General features: G+C 44.3%; 19 protein-coding genes. 1 reads left to right on the top strand and 18 read right to left on the bottom strand.

All coding sequences use genetic code 11. The features are described from left to right. The first annotated feature begins 60 nt into the window (after positions 1-60). Positions 61-195 (top strand): cyclic lactone autoinducer peptide, encoded by a 135-nt coding sequence (locus NFS18_RS19995; protein WP_408631564.1) that lies wholly within the window; start codon positions 61-63, stop codon positions 193-195. A 108-nt stretch (positions 196-303) separates the two neighbouring features. On the opposite strand, the gene NFS18_RS16475 is transcribed toward NFS18_RS19995, so the two are convergent. The 18 genes from NFS18_RS16475 to NFS18_RS16390 form a co-directional block, all read right to left on the bottom strand. Next, the gene (locus NFS18_RS16475) at positions 304-537 is read right to left on the bottom strand and encodes a hypothetical protein (protein WP_251392286.1); all 234 of its coding nucleotides are present in this window, start codon (positions 535-537) and stop codon (positions 304-306) included. Between the two features lie 48 nt (positions 538-585). Then, positions 586-2,874 carry a DNA internalization-related competence protein ComEC/Rec2 gene (locus NFS18_RS16470; RefSeq protein ID WP_251392284.1) on the bottom strand — a complete coding sequence of 763 codons (2,289 nt, stop codon included), beginning with the start codon at positions 2,872-2,874 and terminating at the stop codon, positions 586-588. Further along, positions 2,871-3,806 carry a GerMN domain-containing protein gene (locus NFS18_RS16465; RefSeq protein ID WP_251392282.1) on the bottom strand — a complete coding sequence of 312 codons (936 nt, stop codon included), beginning with the start codon at positions 3,804-3,806 and terminating at the stop codon, positions 2,871-2,873. The genes NFS18_RS16470 and NFS18_RS16465 overlap by 4 nt, the downstream gene beginning before the upstream one ends. Positions 3,807-3,852: 46 nt before the next feature. After that, on the bottom strand, positions 3,853-5,334 hold the full coding sequence (locus tag NFS18_RS16460) for a sensor histidine kinase (protein WP_251392280.1): 1,482 nt from the start codon (positions 5,332-5,334) through the stop codon (positions 3,853-3,855). Continuing rightward, a complete protein-coding gene (locus NFS18_RS16455) occupies positions 5,291-5,980 on the bottom strand; it encodes a response regulator transcription factor (protein ID WP_251392278.1) in 690 nt (229 codons plus the stop codon). The genes NFS18_RS16460 and NFS18_RS16455 overlap by 44 nt, the downstream gene beginning before the upstream one ends. 11 nt (positions 5,981-5,991) lie before the next feature. Next, the gene (locus NFS18_RS16450) at positions 5,992-6,660 is read right to left on the bottom strand and encodes a helix-hairpin-helix domain-containing protein (protein WP_251392304.1); all 669 of its coding nucleotides are present in this window, start codon (positions 6,658-6,660) and stop codon (positions 5,992-5,994) included. A gap of 81 nt (positions 6,661-6,741) precedes the next feature. Beyond that, a complete protein-coding gene (locus tag NFS18_RS16445) occupies positions 6,742-7,176 on the bottom strand; it encodes a DMT family transporter (protein WP_251392277.1) in 435 nt (144 codons plus the stop codon). Between the two features lie 101 nt (positions 7,177-7,277). Beyond that, positions 7,278-8,462, bottom strand: coding sequence for an aspartate aminotransferase family protein (locus NFS18_RS16440; protein WP_251392276.1), 1,185 nt, complete (start codon positions 8,460-8,462; stop codon positions 7,278-7,280). Then, complete coding sequence (gene argB, locus NFS18_RS16435; RefSeq protein WP_251392274.1) at positions 8,452-9,351, bottom strand: acetylglutamate kinase; 900 nt, start codon at positions 9,349-9,351, stop codon at positions 8,452-8,454. Before argB ends, NFS18_RS16440 begins: the two co-directional genes overlap by 11 nt. A gap of 93 nt (positions 9,352-9,444) precedes the next feature. Beyond that, positions 9,445-10,668, bottom strand: a complete 1,224-nt coding sequence (argJ, locus tag NFS18_RS16430; RefSeq protein ID WP_251392272.1) for a bifunctional glutamate N-acetyltransferase/amino-acid acetyltransferase ArgJ — start codon at positions 10,666-10,668, stop codon at positions 9,445-9,447. Positions 10,669-10,764: 96 nt separating this feature from the next. Then, positions 10,765-11,214, bottom strand: a complete 450-nt coding sequence (locus NFS18_RS16425; RefSeq protein ID WP_251392270.1) for a GNAT family N-acetyltransferase — start codon at positions 11,212-11,214, stop codon at positions 10,765-10,767. An 81-nt stretch (positions 11,215-11,295) separates the two neighbouring features. After that, the gene (argC, locus tag NFS18_RS16420) at positions 11,296-12,336 is read right to left on the bottom strand and encodes an N-acetyl-gamma-glutamyl-phosphate reductase (RefSeq protein ID WP_251392269.1); all 1,041 of its coding nucleotides are present in this window, start codon (positions 12,334-12,336) and stop codon (positions 11,296-11,298) included. 366 nt (positions 12,337-12,702) lie between these two features. Next, a complete protein-coding gene (locus NFS18_RS16415; protein ID WP_251392267.1) occupies positions 12,703-13,953 on the bottom strand; it encodes a glutamate-5-semialdehyde dehydrogenase in 1,251 nt (416 codons plus the stop codon). Next, the gene (gene proB, locus NFS18_RS16410; RefSeq protein ID WP_251392264.1) at positions 13,953-14,864 is read right to left on the bottom strand and encodes a glutamate 5-kinase; all 912 of its coding nucleotides are present in this window, start codon (positions 14,862-14,864) and stop codon (positions 13,953-13,955) included. The genes NFS18_RS16415 and proB overlap by 1 nt, the downstream gene beginning before the upstream one ends. A 106-nt stretch (positions 14,865-14,970) precedes the next feature. Beyond that, positions 14,971-17,772, bottom strand: a complete 2,802-nt coding sequence (locus tag NFS18_RS16405; RefSeq protein ID WP_251392262.1) for a translation factor GTPase family protein — start codon at positions 17,770-17,772, stop codon at positions 14,971-14,973. Between the two features lie 84 nt (positions 17,773-17,856). After that, positions 17,857-18,549 carry an L-ribulose-5-phosphate 4-epimerase gene (locus NFS18_RS16400; RefSeq protein WP_251392260.1) on the bottom strand — a complete coding sequence of 231 codons (693 nt, stop codon included), beginning with the start codon at positions 18,547-18,549 and terminating at the stop codon, positions 17,857-17,859. Between the two features lie 71 nt (positions 18,550-18,620). Then, positions 18,621-19,466, bottom strand: a complete 846-nt coding sequence (locus tag NFS18_RS16395; RefSeq protein WP_251392303.1) for an L-ribulose-5-phosphate 3-epimerase — start codon at positions 19,464-19,466, stop codon at positions 18,621-18,623. A gap of 42 nt (positions 19,467-19,508) precedes the next feature. Next, a complete protein-coding gene (locus NFS18_RS16390; protein WP_251392256.1) occupies positions 19,509-21,023 on the bottom strand; it encodes an FGGY-family carbohydrate kinase in 1,515 nt (504 codons plus the stop codon). Positions 21,024-21,105 lie beyond the last annotated feature (82 nt).

The following is a 21,105-nucleotide window of genomic DNA, read 5'->3' as shown; positions in this document are numbered from 1 at the left end:
AAAAGAGGAGGGGCACAACATTTTTCATAACTTGTTTGTGCCTTGAGCGAAGCGAAAGGAATGGTAAAAACTATGAACACATTATTAATTACGCTTGCAAATTTTGTTGAAGGAATCGCAGTATGGGGTGCTGGACTAGCCTCTTTCGGTGCAATGTACCAACCTGAAAAACCTAAATGTTTATGCAAATTTTAATTTCATACTATTTAATGGTAGGAGAATTTATACTTATCCCCTACCATTCTTTATTTCTATTGTCTATCTCAGATGCCAACAACTTTTTTAGACTCTATAAAACAGCCATTACCGTTTTCCCATAATGCCATCACTCTTACAGTATCGGGGCTGGAATCCGGTCTCTTGCCGTAAGGCAACTTTAAATAGACCGGATTCGTTGCTTTGAGCACCGTAGGTGTGAAAAGTAACCAATGCCTTTGTAATTCTCCTGCCAGTAACCTTCTTCATCCGTATTCCAAACTGCACAGGCTTCGTTGTAAGCACGATCACAATGAAGCCGTATGCATTTATCCATATCATTGGTCTCTATTTCTGCCTCTTTTCCAAACGCTCTACTGTTTCAAAAAATCATTGCAGAAACTTCTTCATCTGCACCCGCTCTCCATCTGTCACTATTGTCACTGCCCCGCTTTCCTTCGTACAGTAAACCCTGCTCCCGATGTTTTCCAATCGGGTAAGCGTCTCTTCATGGGGATGTCCATATCTGTTTTCTTTCCCCGCTGAAATCACCGTAATTTCCGGCAATATAACGCTCAGCAGTTCTTCTGATGTGGAGTTTTTTGAACCGTGATGCCCCGCCTTCAGCACATCGTAATCCCGCAGATTCCCTTTATTCAAAAGCTGTTGTTCGCCCTCTCCTTCCAAATCTCCGGTAAATAACATCTCAAACGCTTTATACTCCAGCTCTAACACCATAGAAGAAGCATTTCCGATATCTCCTGTATATTCCTTTAACGGAGCAAGGCAAGTCAGCGTTATTTTCCCGTCTGACACCCTTTGTCCGCATTCCATTGTCACAGCTCTCGTGCCGTTCTGCTCCGCAAGCTCTGCCAGCTTTTGTAAGCTTTCATCTAACACGTCTTTCGCAGGAAGTACAAGGGTCCTAATCCGAATCCCCATATCCTGATCTGTAAGTAGTTCTTTCACACCACTTATATGATCTTCATCGCCATGAGATATGAACACATAATCCAACGTTCCGACCCCCTGAGATTTCAAAAACGGTTTCATCCGATATTTTCCGACCTGTGACTCACTTGTGCTTCCACCATCTATCATATAATGTTTTCCTGCCGGACTTCTGATATACAAGCCTTCTCCCTGCCCCATATCAATAGCGGTTATTTTCAGTTCTCCGGGTGTTGCATGCCCCCAGACACATCCAACGCAGAAAACAATACTATGTAAAATTACCAGACAGCTGACCGTCTTCTTATGTCCTTTACTCTGATCGTCTTCCTCATTCACATTTCTTCTCATATCATTTCTTTTCTTATCTTTTCGTTTCTTATCTTCTGTTTTCCATTTTACTACAACACATACTAAAAATAGTATGACATAATACGCCACACACCACCATTTTTTCGGTTGCCCCAGCACAAGCCGCCCCAAAGGCAGTTCCATGGTAAATGCTGCTGCCTGCTCATATCCCCATAACATCAGCTTACATATCTGTAGTAATATACCGCCTCCCCAGCTCCAAAGGATTGCCATCGCCGAACCGATGACACCCGCGCCAAGAATCACAGGCATCAACGGAATCACCAACAGATTCAAAACCAATGAATACAATGGGACTTCAAAATAGTAATATAAAAGTAGCGGTAACAGCACCAACTGAATAGACACACTTGCCCGAAATACGCGCGGCATCACTTCCAGCTTTTCCAAAACCGGATGGACCACGGCAATTCCTGTCAGCGCCCCAAAAGAAAGTAAAAATCCGGCATCGAATAAATACAAAGGCTGCTTTAGGACAATGATTCCTGCCGCCAGCGCCAAAGACGTAGGCAGATCATAATCCCTCCCCGCCATATCCGCTCCTACATACAAAAGAAACATAATCAGCGCCCTCTGGGCTGACACGCCGCTTCCAACCATCCATGTATAAGACATCAGAAATAAAATTCCCAACATCCCCGCCGGAAGAAAGGCTAATCCCATTCTGCGCAGTAACCGATAGAGTCCAATTCCCAAAAAGGACATATGTAAACCCGAGACAGCAAGAACGTGCCCAATTCCACTTTTCTGATATCGTTCTTTTGCTGCCTCATCTAACTCACTTTTATCACCAAGTAAAATGGCACTCATACAATTTCCGTAATACTCTCCCAGAATACCTGTCAGTATTGCCTTCCACTTCAATCTCAGCCGTGTCAGCCCTTCCCTGATCAGCCACTTCGTATGATCGGATACTTCTGCTTTTTCACTCCAGACAGCTGCGTGAATCCCTTGTTTTTGATAATAAAATTTTCTGTCAAAATTGCCCGGATTAGATGCCGTCTCAAAAAAGAAGACTTCTCCCGCCAGCTTTATCCGGTTTCCGACTTCTATTATTTCTGAATTTTGTTTTTTTGATTCTATGATTTCATTTTGTTTGATATAAACAAGAATTTTTGATTCATTAATGATTTGTTTGTCCCGGCGGATTTGAACATCCGCCAGATAAAACATCTGGTAGTCCGGTCTTTCTTCTCTTCGGTATACCCTTCCTGACAGTGCAGCCATATCACCGTCTGCCGCAGCCTGTTCCAGCGGGGACGGCTTCAAATCTTCTGCCATTTGAAGCACGCCCACTAAAACCAATTGAATACCAAGTATAAAAACCGCTGCCAGACACAACGGCCGTCTCGTCATTTTTCCTCCGCATTCTCCAACAGTTCCAGATTCTCCTGGAAAGGCTGGGATAAATCAATTGTATCTTTATAACTTACATCCGTGATACCATTCACTGCAATCTGCACCTTTCCCGCCGTTGTACCTTCAAGAAGAGAATTAACAAGAGAGTAGATTGCAATTTCCGGCTTCACATTATAAGTACTGTTTAAAAATTCATTGTCAAAATTCACATAACAAACACCGTCTTTTACAGTAACACTCAACAATGTCGCCTCTGGATTCATGGTCGGATAACTGCTGTTTCCCTTGGGTCCCTGCATGAGCTTTTCCACAATAATTTTCTCTCTCGGAATATTACTGCTATAACGAACATTTACCGTTCGCTCAACCAGATTGTCCCCTTCCTTATTTGCAAAATACAGTGTCAGTGTCTCATTCTGATAAGAGCTTACGGACGCACCGGTATTTTCTACAAAATCGTCTCCATTCAGCATACCGACAGCAGTACCGTCTGCTTCTGTCAGAGGCTCCCCGTCCACTGTCAGCCAGACTGCCTGAATTCCTGAAATCTGGATCAGGGAACGCACCAGAGCCGCACGCACTAACTTTTCCTGTACTGCCGGAATATCCAGATAAGCCGAACTCAAATCTACATTTACAATGACATTTTTTACTTCAAAGCTATTCACTTTAACTCCATCTGAAATCACCTGCATATATTCAATATCTTCCGCAGGCTTTGCCAGCTCTTCAAGAACTGCAGCTACCTGCTTTTCTGCATCTTCATCAGGCAGTTCAAAACTCACCTTGATAAGTCCTGTCATGGATTCATTCAGGCAATAGATAAAATCATCTCCATCTGCTACATCTGTACGTTTTCCACAAGCTGACAGCAGAATAAAAAAACCTGCACCGCACAAGATTAATAACTGTTTTATAACCATTTTCATTCCGCCCCGCCTCCTTTACTATATGTTCTTGGGTAATATCACTTTCTTAGGCAAGGCTGCCGCCTGTATACATCAGTGGGATTCTGACAGTAAATGTCGTACCCGTTCCTGCTTCGCTGTGTACCTTGATCGAACCTCTGTGCATGATTACAGCATTTCTCGTAATTGCCAGTCCAAGTCCTGTTCCGCCGATTTCTCTGGAATGAGACTTGTCCACCCGGTAAAAGCGTTCAAAAATATGCTCTTGATCCTCTTTGGGAATTCCGATGCCAGAGTCCGCCACTTTAACGTAAAAAAACTTATGGTCTGCATTCAGTGATACATGTATCCAGCCGTTATCTCGATTATACTTTATCGCATTTTCTACCAGATTTGAAATGGCAAGAGACAGCTTCACTTCATCAATCTCCGCCGTCACCGGGCGGAAACTCTCCAGTACAAGCTCCACATTTTTCTTTTCTGCAATTGGTTTCAGCCGCTTTAAGATCAATTCCATCAGTTCATTGATCTGCATCTGCCTGATATTTAAATTCTGCGCCGTTTTGTCCATCTTAACCAGAGTCAGAAGGTCAGCAATTATATCATTTTCCCTGTCAATCTCTTTTGCAATATCTTCCATAAATTCCTGATAAAGCTCAATCGGAACATTTTCCTGTGTCACAAGAGAGTCTGCCAGAACTTTCATGGAAGCCAGCGGCGTCCGAAGTTCATGGGAAACGTTGGATACAAATTCTTCTCTGGACTCATCCACTCGTTTAAATCTTCCCAGCATCTTATTGAATTCTGTGGAAATGCGTCCCATCTCACTGAAACCGTCCACATGCAGAACTTCGTCTACATAACCTTCCGTTACGCCTTCAATTCCTGCCGCCATACTTCTAAGAGGCCGTACAATCTGCTCCGCAATCAAAAATGCAAACCCCAGTATCAGTATGATTGCTAAAACAAAAATCGCAGCTCCTCTGGAAGAAAGCATTCGCAGACTGTCCTCAATTGTATCCGTCGATACACTTGCGAGCATAACCCCCTGTATCTCACCTGTATCCGGATCTTTAATCGGAGATGCTACCTCAATATAACGGTTCCGTTTGTCATAATAATCCGTACTTTCTCCCTGAATACAGCGAACTACATTTTCCGAAACATTGGTCTTCCCCTCATCCAAAGAATATGTATCTTTCACCACTTCCAGATTCTGATTGACAATCATAACCCGTCCATTATAAATATTAGTCAATTGCGTCAAACTTGCTTCGATAACTTCGGATGAATGATCCTGTAGATATTGATAACTGAGCAGCTGATTGCTTAGAATTGTACATTGATTCTGTATCTCTGCCGTCCGCAGTGAAACGGCCCGTGTCTCGTATGTACGAATCATCGTCCCATATACGAAAGCACCGGCTATAAATCCTGCGAGTAAAATCATAACAATAACATATACTCGCAGGCTCTTAAATTTTTCTCTTACTTTACCGTATAACTTACCCCTGGAAATAATAACCAACTCCCCACTTTGTATGCACATACCGAGGCTCACTCGGATTTGCCTCAATCTTCTCACGCAATCTTCTGATATGTACGTCCACGGTCCTTGCGTCACCCGGATAATCCGCACCCCAGATCAGGTTCAGCAAATTCTCACGGTTGTATACTTTGTTCGGATTGGTAGCAAGAAGCTCCAGCACGTCAAATTCTTTAGCAGTCAGGTTAATCTCCTTATTCTCAATAAATATCCGCCTGCTCTCACAGTCAATCTTCATCGTGCCTTTGATGATCACGCTGCTCGGCTGTGACTCTTCCTTCTTTGCAGTCCGGCGCATGATTGCCTTGATACGCGCCTTCACCTCCAGAATATTGAACGGCTTTGTGATGTAATCATCAGCGCCGTACTCCAATCCCAGAATCTTATCCATGTCTTCACTTTTAGCCGTCAGCATCACAATCGGCATATCAGAAAATTCCCGAATCCGCTGACACACCTGAAACCCATCCAGCTTCGGCAGCATCACATCCAGCAGCACCAGATCATACTCGCATTGTTTTGCATATTCCAGCGCTTCTTCGCCGTCATACGCACAGTCTACTTCCATACCGTCCTGTTCCAGACTAAACCGGATACCTTTCACGATTAACTTTTCATCATCCACAACTAAGATTTTCTTCTTGCTCATTTAATCTTTCCCTAACTCCCTGTATTCACCGTAATACTGTCTTTTATTTTTTCAAACACGCCTTCTTTGATCCCGTCCACCTTCATCAGATCTTCAATCGTCTGAAAGCCGCCGTTTGTCTCCCTGTATTCCACAATGCTTTTTGCTCTCGTATTTCCGATTCCGGTCAGCGTTGTCAGTTCTTCTTCCGAGGCTGTGTTAATATTTACTTTACCATTATCCGTACCGCCTGCACTCTTATCTCCCTCCGGAAATATCTCGGCATTCCCCTGCCTTACTTCCTCTTCCGTAGGAATATAAATCTGCTCTCCGTCACTTAATACCTTAGCCTGATTCACATATGCTTCTGCTGCATCTTCTCTCATGCCTCCTGCTAAAGCTATTGCTTCGTAAACGCGCGCGCCGTTATCAATCTCATATACCCCCGGTATCTGAACTGCTCCGCACATATATACAAAAATCGATTCTGATCCCTCTTCTTTTGTTTCTTCCGGTTCATTGATTACCACCTGACCCTGAACTTCCCCGGTACGTTTCTCTTCTGTCCTGCTCTCTTCCAATGACAGGCTTTCAAGGCTGTCGTTAGTTTCCTTCCTACAGCCTGTAAAACATGATAATACAAGAGTCAGTAACATCCATTTAGCCACTGCTCTTTTGCAATCTCCGACTATTCTTTTCATTTTCACAGCGCAGTCGCCGTATCCCCTTTATGTCAGACATTCATATTGTAGCGAATTGTGCCAAAAATTACAATAGAAAATTTACTTTTCCCACTGAAAAATCGCAATTCCAATCAATGCTAATGCCAATCCGCCTACTTTTCTCCATTCGAGAGGTGATTTATCCATGCCGAACAGACCAAACAATTCAATCACATAAGCCACGATCAGTTGTGCAATTACTATCAAAAGAGCTGCCTTTGCCGGTCCCAGCGCTGCCATGCTTTTGATTACCGTCCATGTGATTCCCGCACCAATCACACCGCCTAACAGCATATACTTAGGTTCTACTCTTCCAATCGCAGTAATGCTGTCCCGTCCCATGATGAGCCATGCCGCCGCACACACCGCAAAAGCGCTTAATTGTACCCAGCCATTCGATACCCACATTCCGGTAGTCTTCGTCACCTGCGTATTGAATACCCCCTGCACGCTCATCAATGCCCCTGATAACAATGCAATTAAAAAACCAGTCATTCTCACATACCTCCTGTATCTTTTCCCTCAGTATGCCCGAACCGGCTGGTTTTTAATCATTGTCTCTCTTAAAATATCTTATTACGGTCAAATATCCCTTATTATTCAGACAGCGCCTTCTCTAACTTCCTAATCATCTCATCAATATGTTCTTTCTCAATAATCAATGGCGGTACAAACCGAATCGTATTTCCTTTTGCGGTAATGATGATCAGACCTTCTTCCAATGCCCTGTTCACAACACCTGTAGGACTTTCTGTCAATACGATCCCCTGAATCAGACCTTTTCCACGGCGTTCCTTAATACATTCATATTTCTCCACAAGCCTGTCCAACTGCTCCGTCAAATAAGCTGCTGTCTCAATGACATGATCCACGATATGATTCTTCTCGTACAACTTCAGCACCTTTTTTACAGCCATACATGCTAATGGATTACCCCCATATGTGGAACCATGGTCTCCCGGTTTCATAGAATTCAATGCCACATTCTCTGTCACTGCAAAGGCCCCCACCGGAATCCCGTTTCCAATTGCCTTTGCCATAGTCATAATGTCCGGCTTCACGCCATATTCCTGCCATGCAAACATAGAACCTGTCCTGCCCATGCCGCACTGGATTTCATCGCAGATCATGAGAATATCCTGTTCATCACAGATTTTACGGATCCCCTCCATAAATTCCTGTGCAGCCGGATGGATTCCGCCTTCTCCCTGTAAAGGTTCCAGAATAATGGCACAAGTTTTATCATTTACCAGTGCCTTCACACTGTCCAGATTATTATATTCTGCAAAATGGACTCCCGTCAGCATCGGTTCAAAAGGCTCTCTGTAAGCCTTCGTTCCGGTTACCGAAACTGCGCCTATGGAGCGTCCGTGGAAAGAATTCTCCATTGCGATAAATTCATATCGTCCAGATTGTTTCAGATACGCATATTTCCGTGCGGTTTTTAGTGCGCCTTCAATTGCTTCTGTACCACTGTTAGTAAAAAACACCTTATCCATACCGGATGCTTTAGTAAGCGCTGCAGCCGCTTCCCCGCAGTTTTCATGATAGTACAGATTAGAGGTATGACAAAGCTTCGTAATCTGCTCTTTCAATGCCTCTTCCAATTCCTCGTTATGATACCCCAGCCCCATCACGGCAATTCCGGCTGCAAAGTCCAAATACTGTTTTCCGTCTGTATCATACAGATATACACCTTCACCATAATCCAGCGTCACCGGGAAACGATTATAAATATGGAGCAAATTTTCTTCTGCCGCCTGTACTTTTTCATTCACCATGATAATACCTGCTTTCTTCCCCTTTTAATATGGCTGTTCCGATCCCTTTATTTGTAAAGATTTCCAGTAACAGACAATGAGGAATTCTTCCATCCAGAATATGTACTCTGGAAACACCACTTTCAATTGCATCGATACAGTTTTGCAGTTTTGGGAGCATACCGCCGCCGATATTTCCGTCTGCCATCAGCTGCTCCGCTTCTTCTACATATAGCTCAGAAATCAATGTTTTCGGATCTTTGGGATCCTTGTATACGCCTTCGATATCGGTCAAAAACGCCAGTTTCTCTGCCTTTACCGCACGGGCAATGGCACATGCCGCATCATCTGCATTGATATTGTATGTCTGGTATCCATCATCAAGCCCTACCGGACACACGATCGGCAAAAAATCTTTTTCCAGCAGATCATAGAGAATCTCTGCATTCACTTCCTTTACTTCTCCTACAAAGCCGATATCCTGTCCATCGGAATACTTCTTATCCACTTTCAAAAGTCCGCCGTCCTTACCGCTGATGCCGATGGCACGGACTCCCAATTCTTCCACGTGCTGTACCAGGCTTTTATTCACCTTGCCAAGCACCATTTCAGCAACTTCCATTGTATCTTCATCGGTCACACGCAGTCCGTTGATAAACTTCGGTTCCATTCCTACCTTATTTACCCAGCGGCTGATTTCCTTCCCGCCGCCATGCACAATGATTGGTTTGAAACCGACCAGCTTCAACAATGTTACATCTTCAATAACCTGTTTCTTCAATTCTTCATCAACCATTGCGCTTCCGCCATATTTCACCACGATGATCTTACGGTTAAAACGCTGGATATATGGAAGTGCTTCAATCAACACCTGTGCCTTATCCAGATACTGCCGCATATTCTGATTCATGTTCATTCCCTCCTAAAGTTTCCGTTCATTTACTCTTGGTGTCACTCTTGGCATAACAGTTCATCCTTTCCCCGGAACCATTATCTCCTAGGTCTAGCTTCTATAATCTGCATTGATGTCAATATATCCATGTGTCAGATCACAGCCCCACGCAACTGCCGTTTCCTTACCTGCTTTTATATCAGCAGTTGCCGTCACCTCCGGTTGTGACAGGATTTCCGTTGCCGTTTCTTCACTGTAATCAAGTGCCACCCCATTTTCAATCAACTGTAACTTCCCTGCTGCACTCTCTATAAACAAATCCACCTTTTCCGGGTCAAATGTAACGCCTGAATATCCCATGGCACAGAGAATTCTTCCCCAGTTTGCGTCATGTCCTGCAATCGCAGTCTTCGTAAGGTTTGAGCAAACAACCGATTTTGCTATCACCTTTGCCTGTTCCGTCGTTTCGGCATGGATCACTTTCACCTCAAAAAGTGCAGTTGCACCTTCTCCGTCTCCCGCCATCTTCTTCGCCAGTGTCTCATTGACATAATGCAGAGCCTTGGTAAATGTCTCATATTCCGGTGTTCCTATATGAATCTTTTTATTGCCTGCCTTTCCATTTGCCAGCAGAAGTACAGTGTCATTCGTTGATGTATCGCCATCCACTGAAATCATATTATATGTATCCTTGACATCTGCGCTCAAGGCTTTTTGCAGCGCTTTTTTCGTTATCACCGCATCCGTTGTGATGTATGCCAGCATGGTGCACATATTCGGGTGAATCATTCCTGATCCCTTTGCCATACCGCCGATAGTAATAGTCTTGCCGCCAATCTCAATCTGCACAGCAACTTCTTTTTCTACTGTATCCGTTGTCATGATTGCCTTAGCTGCCAGGTTTCCGGCTTCCAGGCTCTTTTCCTTGGATGCCGCAAGCATTTCCACGCCCTTTTTAATACGCTCTATAGGAAGCTGCATTCCAATCACTCCGGTAGAACCAATCAGTACGCCTTCACACTCTATCCCCAATATCTGAGCTGCTTTTTGGGCGGTTTCTTTACAATACTGCATACCTTCTTCGCCAGTACATGCATTCGCAATTCCTGAATTGACAATAACTGCCTGGGATTTGACACCGGATTCTACCACCATCCTATCCCATTTCACTGGAGCTGCTTTCACCACATTTGTGGTAAACGTCCCGGCTGTTTTACACGGTTTCTTACTATAGATCAGCGCCATATCCGTACGTCCCTTGTATTTGATTTCCGCTGCCGCCGATGCTGCATAAAATCCCTTTGCGGCAGTAACGCCGCCTTTGATTATTTTCATATTCTGCTCCTTCTTTCTGCAACACATAATTCCACATTCCACCGCTATACCTGTAATATTCCTTCAAAATATTACGTTCCTATTATCATGACACTTTTACTGCTCATTAAATGCGGTAATATTTTCCTCATTCAAAACAAAATCATAATAGTTCAGATCCAATCGTTCTGTCCAGCCAATAGTATTCCAGAATGCATTTCCGATATCATTCTGAGTAAATGCAATCAGAGACACTTTACTGATTTGTTCTTCCTTTAACTTCTCCATAGCACGGACCACCATCGCCTTTCCGATTCCATGTCTTCTGTAATCCGCATGTACACAGACATGATAAAGACAGCCCCGTCTTCCGTCATGCCCGCAGAGAATGCTTCCCACAATTTTACCGTCTGCCTCCGCCACAACACTTGTAGTCGGATTCCGTTTCAGAAACCGTTTTACACCTGCTTTAGAATCATCAATACTGCGGATCCCGAACCCCTTGATCGTCATCCAAAGTGCATAAACCCCCTCATAGTCATCAATCGTCATTGTTCTTACTGTCATATTTTGCTGCTCCAAACTTTCTTTCACGTCCCTCTTATAGTAATTTATCCTAACTGTCTTTCTTTGATGTTCCATTATCTATTAAGGAAACATCGGAATCAGATCAAGCCCCTCAGATTCCTTCAAGCCAAATAGCAGATTCATATTCTGGACTGCCTGACCTGCGGCGCCTTTTACCAGATTATCAATCGCCCCCATCATAATAATCCTTCCAGTTCTTTCATCAATCCGAAAATTGATATCCACATAGTTGCTTCCTTCCACCCATTTTGTTTCCGGACAGACATCTCGTTCCAGCACACGGACAAATTTTTCATTTTCATAATATTTATCATAAACCGCTTTCACATCTTCATAACTTACCTGCTTCTTTAACTTTGCATATTCTGTTACAAGAATCCCACGGTTCATCGGAACTAGATGGGGTGTAAAATTCAACACTACATTTTCTCCGGAAGCATACCCCAACTGTTCTTCAATCTCCGGTGTATGTCTGTGAGTCGCCACACCATATGCCTTCATATTCTCATTGACTTCACAGAAAAGATTGGCAGTCTTGGCGCTTCTTCCTGCTCCGGAAGTCCCTGACTTTGCATCGATGATCAGTGTATTCATATCAATCAATCCCTCTTTTGCCAAAGGATAAGCAGTCAGTATTGAACAGGTCGTATAGCACCCCGGATTAGCGATGAGCCTTGCGTTCTTTATCTGCTCCCGGTTCACCTCGCAAAGTCCGTATACCGCCTCGTCAATATACTGAGGACTCTTATGTTCGATACCGTACCACTTCTCATAGATATTAACATCCTTGATCCGGAAATCCGCACTCAGATCGATAATCTTCGTCTTAGACAAAATCTCCTCATTCATAAGAGACGCACAAAATCCCTGGGGAGTTGCCGTAAAAATCACATCTGCCTGCTCCGCCAGTACTTCCATGTTGTCATCCATGCATTTGTCATCCACAATTTGAAACAGATTTTGATACACCGAAGCATATTTCTGATCTATATAACTTCTGGAGCCGTACCACACAATCTCAGCTTCCTTATGCGCCGTCAGTATTCTGACCAGTTCGCCGCCTGCATAGCCCGTAGCCCCAATAATTCCAACCTTAATCATAAGTCACATACCCTTTCCCATAGCTCTGTAAAACAATATTTTTGCATAATTATACAACTATAGTGTATATTATGCAACCCCAAATTATAAATTTTCGGAAATAGTGTAACACACATTGGTTACTGTTCACACCCTACGGGTGCTCCAGTAACAGTATCCAGCCCATTTTAAGTCGCCTTCGGCGAGGGGCTGGATATATCACTGCCATCACTTCATTGACCGGACACCTTGCAGCGCAGTGCAAGATGCCGTGTGAACAGTAACACACATTGTTACTCTTTACAGTCGAAATGCGCTATTACAAAATAATAGTACCTGCAAAGACTATTAAAAGGCGCTCCACAGATACTATTATTTTAGACATATTTATTTGCGGATCTGACCGCTTCCAAAAATCACATATTTTGTTGTCGTCAGCGCCTGTAATCCCATAGGTCCTCTTGCGTGCAGCTTCTGTGTGCTAATTCCAATTTCTGCACCAAATCCAAACTCAAAACCGTCCGTAAACCGTGTGGAAGCATTCACATAAACTGCCGCCGCATCCACTTCATCCTGGAATTTCAGGGCATTGTCATAATCCTTCGTTATAATAGATTCAGAGTGCCCTGTATTGTACCGATTAATATGAGCAACCGCCTGGTCAATGGAATCCACAATCTTCAGAGAGACAACTGCATCCAGATACTCTGTTCCCCAGTCTTCTTCCGATGCCGGAACAATCTCTGTCATGATTTTCTGAGACCTCTCGTCTCCGCGGATTTCCACATGATGTAATTTTAAACGTTCTACAATCTTCGGAATTACATCCCATGCAGCCGCTTCGTGTATTACAAGAGATTCACAGGCATTACATACGCCCATACGCTGCGTTTTAGCATTTTCAATAATGTCTACTGCCATTTCCAAATCTGCACTTTCATCTACAAATATGTGACAGTTACCTGTTCCCGTCTCAATTACAGGCACGGTACTGTTCTCTACGACACTGGCGATTAGTCCTGCTCCTCCTCTTGGAATCAGAACATCGATATGATCATGCAGCTTCATCATCTGCTGTACAGTCTCACGGCTTGTATCCTCCACGAGCAAAATCAAATCCTGAGATAATTTTTCTTTGCGGAGCCCTTCCTTGATTGCACGGACAATTGCAAGATTTGAGTGAATAGCGTCACTCCCGCCGCGTAGGATCACAGCGTTTCCTGTTTTGAAACAGAGACCAAAAGCATCGGCTGTCACATTCGGTCTGGACTCATATATGATTCCCACAACACCAAGGGGCACTCTTTTTTTGCCAATCCTAAGTCCGTTGGAACGCATCTTCATCTCCAGCATTTCTCCGATCGGGTCTTCCAGCCCCGCTATCTGACGCAGTCCTTCCGCCATATCTTCGATTCTCTGTTCTGTCAGGCGAAGACGGTCAATCAGAGATTTCTTTATCCCCTTTTTCTCTGCTGCCTGAATATCCTTTTCATTTTCTTCAAGCAGATATGAACACTGATTCAAAAGTTCTTCTGCCACAGCAAGCAGCCCCCGGTTCTTTGCTTCTGTTCCCAGCTTCGCACTTTCTCTCGAAGCCTCTTTGGCACGTCTACCCAGTATTTCCATATAATTCTCCATTACACTTCTCCTTCTGCGCTCTCTTCTAACTTTTTTAACCTTTTTACCTGCCGGCGAAACTGTGCACGCTCCGGCGCCAGTTCATTTTCCATTTCTTCCCCATGCTGTTTAGACAAGAACAAGGTTCCAACTTTTTTTCCCGCCATAATATCATTGATTGTATAAATACTGTCACCGTTTGCAATAATCATATCCGCCCCTGCTCCGGTAACAATCTTTGCTGCATTGACCTTGGTTGCCATGCCGCCTGTTCCAAAATCACTGGATGAACCGCCCGCCATCCGTTCCAGATCTTCATCAATTTCCGCCACTGTATGAATAAACCGGGCATTGGGATTATTCTTCGGATCCGCCGTATACATCCCCTCGATATCAGACATGAGAATCAACAGGTCCGCACCCACAAGCTCTGCCACATTTGCCGCCAATGTATCATTGTCTCCAAAGTTACCATATGCAAGCTCATCCACGGAAATTGCGTCATTTTCATTGACGATCGGAACTACCTGCATCCGGAGTAGTTCATCAAATGTCTGACATGCATTCTTACGGCATTCCGTATTTGTGATTGATTCTTTTGTCAGAAGAACCTGTGCGGTCAACTGGCTGTATTCATTAAACAGCTTTTCATAAATCATCATCAGCCTGCCCTGCCCGACCGCTGCACACGCCTGCTTCTCTGCCTCTGTTTCTGGTCTGTGATCAAGTCCCAGCGCCATTCTTCCCACGCCAACAGCCCCTGAAGATACAACGATCACCTCTCTTCCCTGATTTCTCAAATTAATCAGAATCCTGACAAACTTCTCCAGCTTATCCAGATTAATATTACCCGTTTCTTCATAAGTAATCGTCGTAGTACCTACCTTTATCACAATTCGTTTCTTCTTACTAAGTATCTCTTTCCTGTTCATTCTTTATATCCATCCTGTAATGTTGCATGTCACCAAATTCTCACTGCTTTTCTCCAGTGTCATTGCTTATTGGTATATTTACTCAATTTTTTGAATTTGTCAAGTATCATTCTGTTTTTCCTAGTCTGACACTTTCCATCTGCTCTGCGGTTTCTTCATCCAGATAGTTAAACAGGTAATTTTTCGTACTTCCTGCCTTGCCCAGATATCCTTCTCTCAATTCTTTGACCGCCAGTTCCACTTCTGTTTTCAATTCCTTCGCAGACAAAAGGCGGCAGCCCTGTCCACGGATGATCACTTGCTCCGTTCCATCAGAAGTGGCAACTGTCACATCATATTTGCGTCCGATTTCATGCGCTACTTTCTCGATATACTGATCGGCTGTCTCTGCTTCTTTCGTATATACCACATGAATATTGTGATATTGCAGTACCTCCCCCGGAAATCCTTCCAACTTATATGCGTCAAAAACAAGAATCAGAGAACACTTCTTTACTCCCTGGTAATTACTTAAAATATCTATCAGCCTGCCGCGGGCACCGTCCATATTGACCTCTGCCAGTTCCCGTAGTTCTTCCCATGCAAAGATAATATTATATCCATCCACCAGCAGATATTCCTTCTGCTTTTCCTTTGCTTTCTTATAAGAAGTGTCTGTATCCGCAGACTTATTCTTTACTGAACTTTTGTCCGAGGTAAATTCTTTTCGATAGGAGTACTTCTTCCTCGCCTGTTCCCGTCTCTGCCGGGAGGCTTCTGCCATCCGTTCCAGCTCCGCTTCTTCCTCCGGAGTCAGAGATGAAATCACACTCGCCCGATGAACTGCCCTCGAAGTGTAAGATACTTCTTCGACATCTTTCTCTTCTGTATCTGTCTTAAGAATACTGTCCAGATGCATATATTCCGGTACTTCATTCCATTTCACTACGAATCCTGCTCCATGGGCACAGAATACAGACCCGGTCGGATTCTCTATATCCCTTTCGGAATCATAGGCAACAGCTTCTATAATCTCTTCTGTATTATGACAAGGGAAATATCCTTTCAGTGTACAAAAAAGCCGTCCTCTTCCTTTCGTATAGGAAATGAGCTCTGTCTGATAATCCCGCATATTGACAACTGGAATGCTTCCTGTCAATACCGCGGTCTCCCCCTCTTGTACGGGCAGTTCAAATTCTCCCGACATTCTCTGGATATCTGACATCGCCCGTCCGATCATATCTGCCGGAACTTCCAGACGATATTCATAATATGGCTCCAACAATATACTTTGTGCCTGTTTCAGTCCCTGGCGGACTGCCCTGTAAGTTGCCTGACGGAAATCTCCGCCCTCTGTATGTTTCAAATGTGCCCGGCCTGCCTTCAACGTGATGTTTATATCGGTGATCGGAGCGCCGATGAGCACTCCTTTATGCTCCTTTTCTTCCAAGTGGGTCAATATCAGCCGCTGCCAGTTACGATCCAGCACATCCTCACTGCAGTCTGCAAAAAACTGTAATCCACTGCCTCTTTCTCCCGGCTCCAGCAGCAGATGCACCTCCGCATAATGCCTGAGCGGTTCAAAATGTCCCACACCTTCTACTATATTAGAAATTGTTTCCTTGTATACAATATTCCCGGCATCAAATTCCACACATACTCCAAAACGTTCTTCCATCAGCCGCTTCAATACTTCAATCTGCACAGCTCCCATCAACTGTGCATGAATCTCTCCCAGAGTCTCATTCCAGACGATATGCAGGAGAGGTTCTTCCTCTTCCAACTGTCGGAGATTTTTCAGCATTCCATGCACGTCGCATTCCTCTGGCAGTCCAATCCTGTAATTTAAAACCGGCTCCAATACAGGAAGTGCAGACTCCTCCTCAATTCCAAGACCTTCCCCCGGATATGTCTTTGTAAGTCCTGTCACTGCACAGACCATCCCCGCCTCTGCTTCATTTGCCAGCTCATATTTTGCTCCTGAGTAAATACGGATCTGGTTGATCTTCTCCTGCCACTTTGATCCCGCATTCTCTGCAGCAGAGCCTTCCACAGCAGTCTGCCGATTTGCTTTACTGCACGCACAGCAGCCGGAAATCGTCTCCTTCACTGCCAGCTTTCCCCCGGTCACTTTCAGATATGTCAGACGGTTTCCCTGCTCGTCCCTTGCAATCTTGTACACCTTGGCGCCAAAATACACCGGATACGCTGGACACATCATATATTCTGAAAGACCTTTGACAAATATATCCACTCCAGTCAGCTTCAGCGCAGAACCAAAGAAACAAGGGAAGATTTTCCGCTCCTGAATAGACGCTGCAAGCTTATCAGCCGTCAAAGTTCCCGTTTCCAGATACATCTCCAGAAGGCTCTCGTCACACATCGCTGCATTTTCCAGAAATATACCATCAGACAAACGTATTTCTGCATCCGTTCCGGCTGCACTGAAGTTGACACATCCCGTACTCAAACGCCTTTGCAGCTCTTCCATTAACCTGTCTTCATTGGTACCGTCCTGATCCATTTTGTTGATAAACAAAAAAGTCGGGATCTGATATCTGGAAAGTAAGTGCCACAGTGTCTCCGTGTGCCCCTGAACACCGTCTGCTCCACTGATTACCAATATTGCATAATCCAACACTTGCAATGTCCGTTCCATTTCTGCAGAAAAATCCACATGTCCCGGTGTATCCAGAAGCGTCACATGCATCTCATTTTCCAGATGCATGACCGCCTGTTTAGAAAAGATCGTAATCCCGCGTTCCCGCTCCAGTTCATAGGTGTCCAAAAACACATCTCTGTTGTCTACACGTCCCATCTTGCGGATACTTCCGCTCAAATACAGCATAGCCTCTGAAAGCGTAGTCTTTCCAGCATCTACATGAGCCAGCAGACCGATATTGATATATTTTGATGCATTTTCCGACATAGAAAATACCCCTTTCCGTCATGATAAAGTAGTTCTTATCATACCACAAAAAGGGGCATAAGTCGATAATCTCAATTTTAATAATTACTTGCCTTGTCCATAGTAAGCATTTGCTCCGTGCTTTCTATAATAATGCTTGTCCTGTAATTCCTGCGGCGCCGGCTCCACATCTTTATTCAGCCACTCTGTCTGTGCAGCCATCTTTGCCACTTCTTCCAATACAACCGCATTATGCACTGCGTCATGGGCATCTTTTCCCCATGTAAATGTTCCGTGATTCTTACACAATACAGCCGGCATTGCCATATATTCTGTGTCCTTAAAATGCTCCACGATCAAAACACCGGTATTTTTTTCATAGGCTTCTTCAATCTCTTCTTTTGTCAGATTTCTCACACATGGAATCTCACCGTACATGTAGTCAGCATGAGTTGTTCCGTAACATGGGATTCCTCTTCCTGCCTGTGCCCAGGACGTTGCCCATGGAGAATGCGTATGTACGATTCCGCGTACATCAGGCATACCTTTGTAGATTTCGATATGTGTGAGTGTATCGGAAGAAGGATTATATTTTCCTTCTATCTTATTGCCATCCAGATCCATAATCACCATATCTTCTGGCTTCAGTTCATCATACTCTACACCGCTTGGCTTAATTGCAAAATATCCTGTCTCTGGATCAATTTCGCTTACATTTCCCCATGTAAATGTAATCAGATTATACTTCGGCAGTAACATATTCGCTTTATAAACTCGTTCCTTCAATGCTTCTAACATCAGATTTACCCATCCTTTTTTCGTTGTATTTTTTCATCGTTTTATTATAATGATTCTGCTTTATTTTCCGTCTATTTCTCCTGCTTATCCAACACGGTCCTCATCTTTCTGTTAGACTCTGCCAGATCCTTCTTCCAGTCCTCTGCTCCCAAATACCAGAACTCAGTCACATACCGTCTGATTCCATGCTCCCATGCTTTTGGAATAATTCGTTCAAATTCCACATGTCCATCTCCGAACAACATATCCCGGAAAACTCCCGGTTTCGTTTCCTTTAAATGCATTGCCGCCATATGACCTCTTCCGGTATCAATATCATCCAGCACATCTTTTCCCTGACTCACCGCAGCATTGGTAATATTTCCGCAGTCTGGATATACATTCAAATAAGGAGACTGATTCCTTTTCACATACTTCATTGATTTCTCCACGGTATTCATAAAATGTGTTTCCATGGTTTCAAATCCCATGACAATCCCGAGAGCAGATGCCATCTCTACCGCTTTCTTCAGATTCTGGTCAAACAACCTCTCTGTCTCCTCGCTGCCTTCTTCATAGTACACATCATATCCCGCCAGCTGAATAATACGGACTCCAAGATCATCAGCCAGGTACAGAGCCTTTTCCATGATTTCCATTCCCCGTGCACGCACCTGCGGATCATTGCTCCCCAAAGGGTACTTTCTATGACCGCTTAGGCACATGGAACGTATCGGCATTCCGGTTTCGTACATCGTCCTTACAAGTTCCAGACGTTCTTCTTTTGTCCACTCCAGACGGGCAAGTTTCTCATCCGTTTCATCAATACTGATTTCAACAAAATCATACCCCGCCTCTTTCGCCGCTTCCAGTTTTTCTTTCCATGTAAGAGTCGATGGCATCGCTTTTTCATAAAGACCAATTGTATATTGTTTCATCATGTTCTCCTTCCTTTTACCTACTTATGCCAAACATTAAAATCAATTTTTAAACCGTTTCCATACAGGACTCAGACCTTTTATCACCTCCCTGTAAGTCTCATATTTCTCTTCGTATATCTCTTTATATTCCTGTCTTGGCATAATCGTCTTGCTGATCTTTACAGTACGCTCAATGGCGGTCTTATAATCCTTATAAATCCCCGCCGCGATTCCAGCTGCGATGGCTGCTCCCTGCGCCCCGATTTCCTTGTCTTCAATCACATCAACCGGAATCTGGAGCACGTCTGCAAAAATCTGTACCCATACGTCAGAATTTGCCGCGCCACCTGACAGCCGGATAGACTTCGGCTTCTCTCTGTTGACAAGCAGCTTGCGGACATGCGTATAATGTGAAAAAACAATTCCCTCATAGACAGCCCTCAGCATGTACCGTTTGTTGTGATATGCGGTCAGTCCTACAAAGGTTCCCTTTGCCAGCGCATCCTCATTGGATCCGTTTAAGAATGGCAGGAAAATCAGATTGTTATCCTGCGGTTCGATTTCCTCTACCCACTGATTTGTAATATCATATACAGAACCACCTTTCTGCTTTGCCTCTTCCTTCTCGTAAGACATCAGATTACGGATAAACCATTCCATATTGCCGGCTGATGTAGGACTGGATTCCTCAATCAGATAATATCCTGGTATACAGAACATAGAGTTAAGAGCAACTGTACCGTTTGTAACAGGCTCTTTGCTGATAAATTCATTGATACTCCAGGTTCCTGCGATCATACACATCTGTTCCCCATCAGAAAGTCCTGATGCTATACCACATGCGTTAACATCAAACATACCTGCAGCAGCCGGAATTCCTGCCGGCAGACCGGTTACTTTTGATGCCTCATCTGTTACATAGCCACAAATATCAGCAGCATATTTCAGCGGCGGCAGTTTGCCATAAACACCTTCCAGTCCAAAATATCCCAACAATTCGCAATCATAATCATGAGTCGTCAGGTTAATCAGATTACCGCCTGAAAAATCTGTGTACTCGGCATAAGCTTCACCAGTCAGTTTGTAACGGATATAATCCTTCACTGCAAAAATATACTTTGTGCGTTCCAGTACTTCCGGCTCATTGTCCCGAAGCCACGCCAGAATACTGACAGGCTGACAAGCCAGAATCTCTTGGAAAGACTTCTCATAGACTTTGTCCTTCGTACCGTCCGCCGCCCACTTCTCTACATACTCCCACGCTCTCGCATCTGTGGACAAGATACCGTTATAAGCAGGCGTGCCGTCCGCTCCGACAAGATACAGTCCCTTTCCATGTCCGGAAAATGAAACTCCCGCAATCTGCGCCGGGTCGATCCCGCTCTTCTCGATCGCCTGTCTCACAGCCTTCGCATTCACACGCCAGAGCTCTTCCATATCCCGCTCCGTATACCCCGGCTTTGGTGTGATCGTGACAGTCGGCACACTTGCCACAGAAATCTGTTTTCCATCCTCGTCAAAAAGCGCAGCCTTGGAAAATGTACCTCCATTGTCAATTCCCATTAAATACTTCATCCTTATTTACCTCCTGTTATCCGATGCCTTCAAAAACCGTAAACATAAACTCAAAGTGGGCGCCGCATATGCGGCGCCCATG

It is taken from the genome of Mediterraneibacter agrestimuris (genome assembly GCF_943193195.1).
Taxonomy (GTDB): domain Bacteria; phylum Bacillota; class Clostridia; order Lachnospirales; family Lachnospiraceae; genus Schaedlerella; species Schaedlerella agrestimuris.
Note: the sequence above shows the minus strand (reverse complement) of the source record. Positions and strands in the feature narration are given on the sequence as shown.

Bases quoted from the DNA above. Each gene is read 5' to 3' on its own strand.
- NFS18_RS16450 (WP_251392304.1), bottom strand. From the start codon at position 6,660: ATGAAAAGAATAGTCGGAGATTGCAAAAGAGCAGTGGCTAAATGGATG.
- NFS18_RS16400 (WP_251392260.1), bottom strand. From the start codon at position 18,549: ATGTTAGAAGCATTGAAGGAACGAGTTTATAAAGCGAATATGTTACTG.
- proB (WP_251392264.1), bottom strand. From the start codon at position 14,864: ATGAACAGGAAAGAGATACTTAGTAAGAAGAAACGAATTGTGATAAAG.
- NFS18_RS16405 (WP_251392262.1), bottom strand. From the start codon at position 17,772: ATGTCGGAAAATGCATCAAAATATATCAATATCGGTCTGCTGGCTCAT.
- argC (WP_251392269.1), bottom strand. From the start codon at position 12,336: ATGATTAAGGTTGGAATTATTGGGGCTACGGGCTATGCAGGCGGCGAA.
- NFS18_RS16470 (WP_251392284.1), bottom strand. From the start codon at position 2,874: ATGACGAGACGGCCGTTGTGTCTGGCAGCGGTTTTTATACTTGGTATT.
- NFS18_RS16465 (WP_251392282.1), bottom strand. From the start codon at position 3,806: ATGAAAATGGTTATAAAACAGTTATTAATCTTGTGCGGTGCAGGTTTT.
- NFS18_RS19995 (WP_408631564.1), top strand. From the start codon at position 61: ATGGTAAAAACTATGAACACATTATTAATTACGCTTGCAAATTTTGTT.
- NFS18_RS16415 (WP_251392267.1), bottom strand. From the start codon at position 13,953: ATGGAGAATTATATGGAAATACTGGGTAGACGTGCCAAAGAGGCTTCG.
- argB (WP_251392274.1), bottom strand. From the start codon at position 9,351: ATGAATCAGAATATGCGGCAGTATCTGGATAAGGCACAGGTGTTGATT.
- NFS18_RS16395 (WP_251392303.1), bottom strand. From the start codon at position 19,466: ATGAAACAATATACAATTGGTCTTTATGAAAAAGCGATGCCATCGACT.
- NFS18_RS16455 (WP_251392278.1), bottom strand. From the start codon at position 5,980: ATGAGCAAGAAGAAAATCTTAGTTGTGGATGATGAAAAGTTAATCGTG.
- NFS18_RS16440 (WP_251392276.1), bottom strand. From the start codon at position 8,462: ATGGTGAATGAAAAAGTACAGGCGGCAGAAGAAAATTTGCTCCATATT.
- NFS18_RS16425 (WP_251392270.1), bottom strand. From the start codon at position 11,214: ATGACAGTAAGAACAATGACGATTGATGACTATGAGGGGGTTTATGCA.
- NFS18_RS16460 (WP_251392280.1), bottom strand. From the start codon at position 5,334: ATGTGCATACAAAGTGGGGAGTTGGTTATTATTTCCAGGGGTAAGTTA.
- NFS18_RS16390 (WP_251392256.1), bottom strand. From the start codon at position 21,023: ATGAAGTATTTAATGGGAATTGACAATGGAGGTACATTTTCCAAGGCT.
- argJ (WP_251392272.1), bottom strand. From the start codon at position 10,668: ATGAAAATAATCAAAGGCGGCGTTACTGCCGCAAAGGGATTTTATGCA.
- NFS18_RS16475 (WP_251392286.1), bottom strand. From the start codon at position 537: ATGATATGGATAAATGCATACGGCTTCATTGTGATCGTGCTTACAACG.
- NFS18_RS16445 (WP_251392277.1), bottom strand. From the start codon at position 7,176: ATGACTGGTTTTTTAATTGCATTGTTATCAGGGGCATTGATGAGCGTG.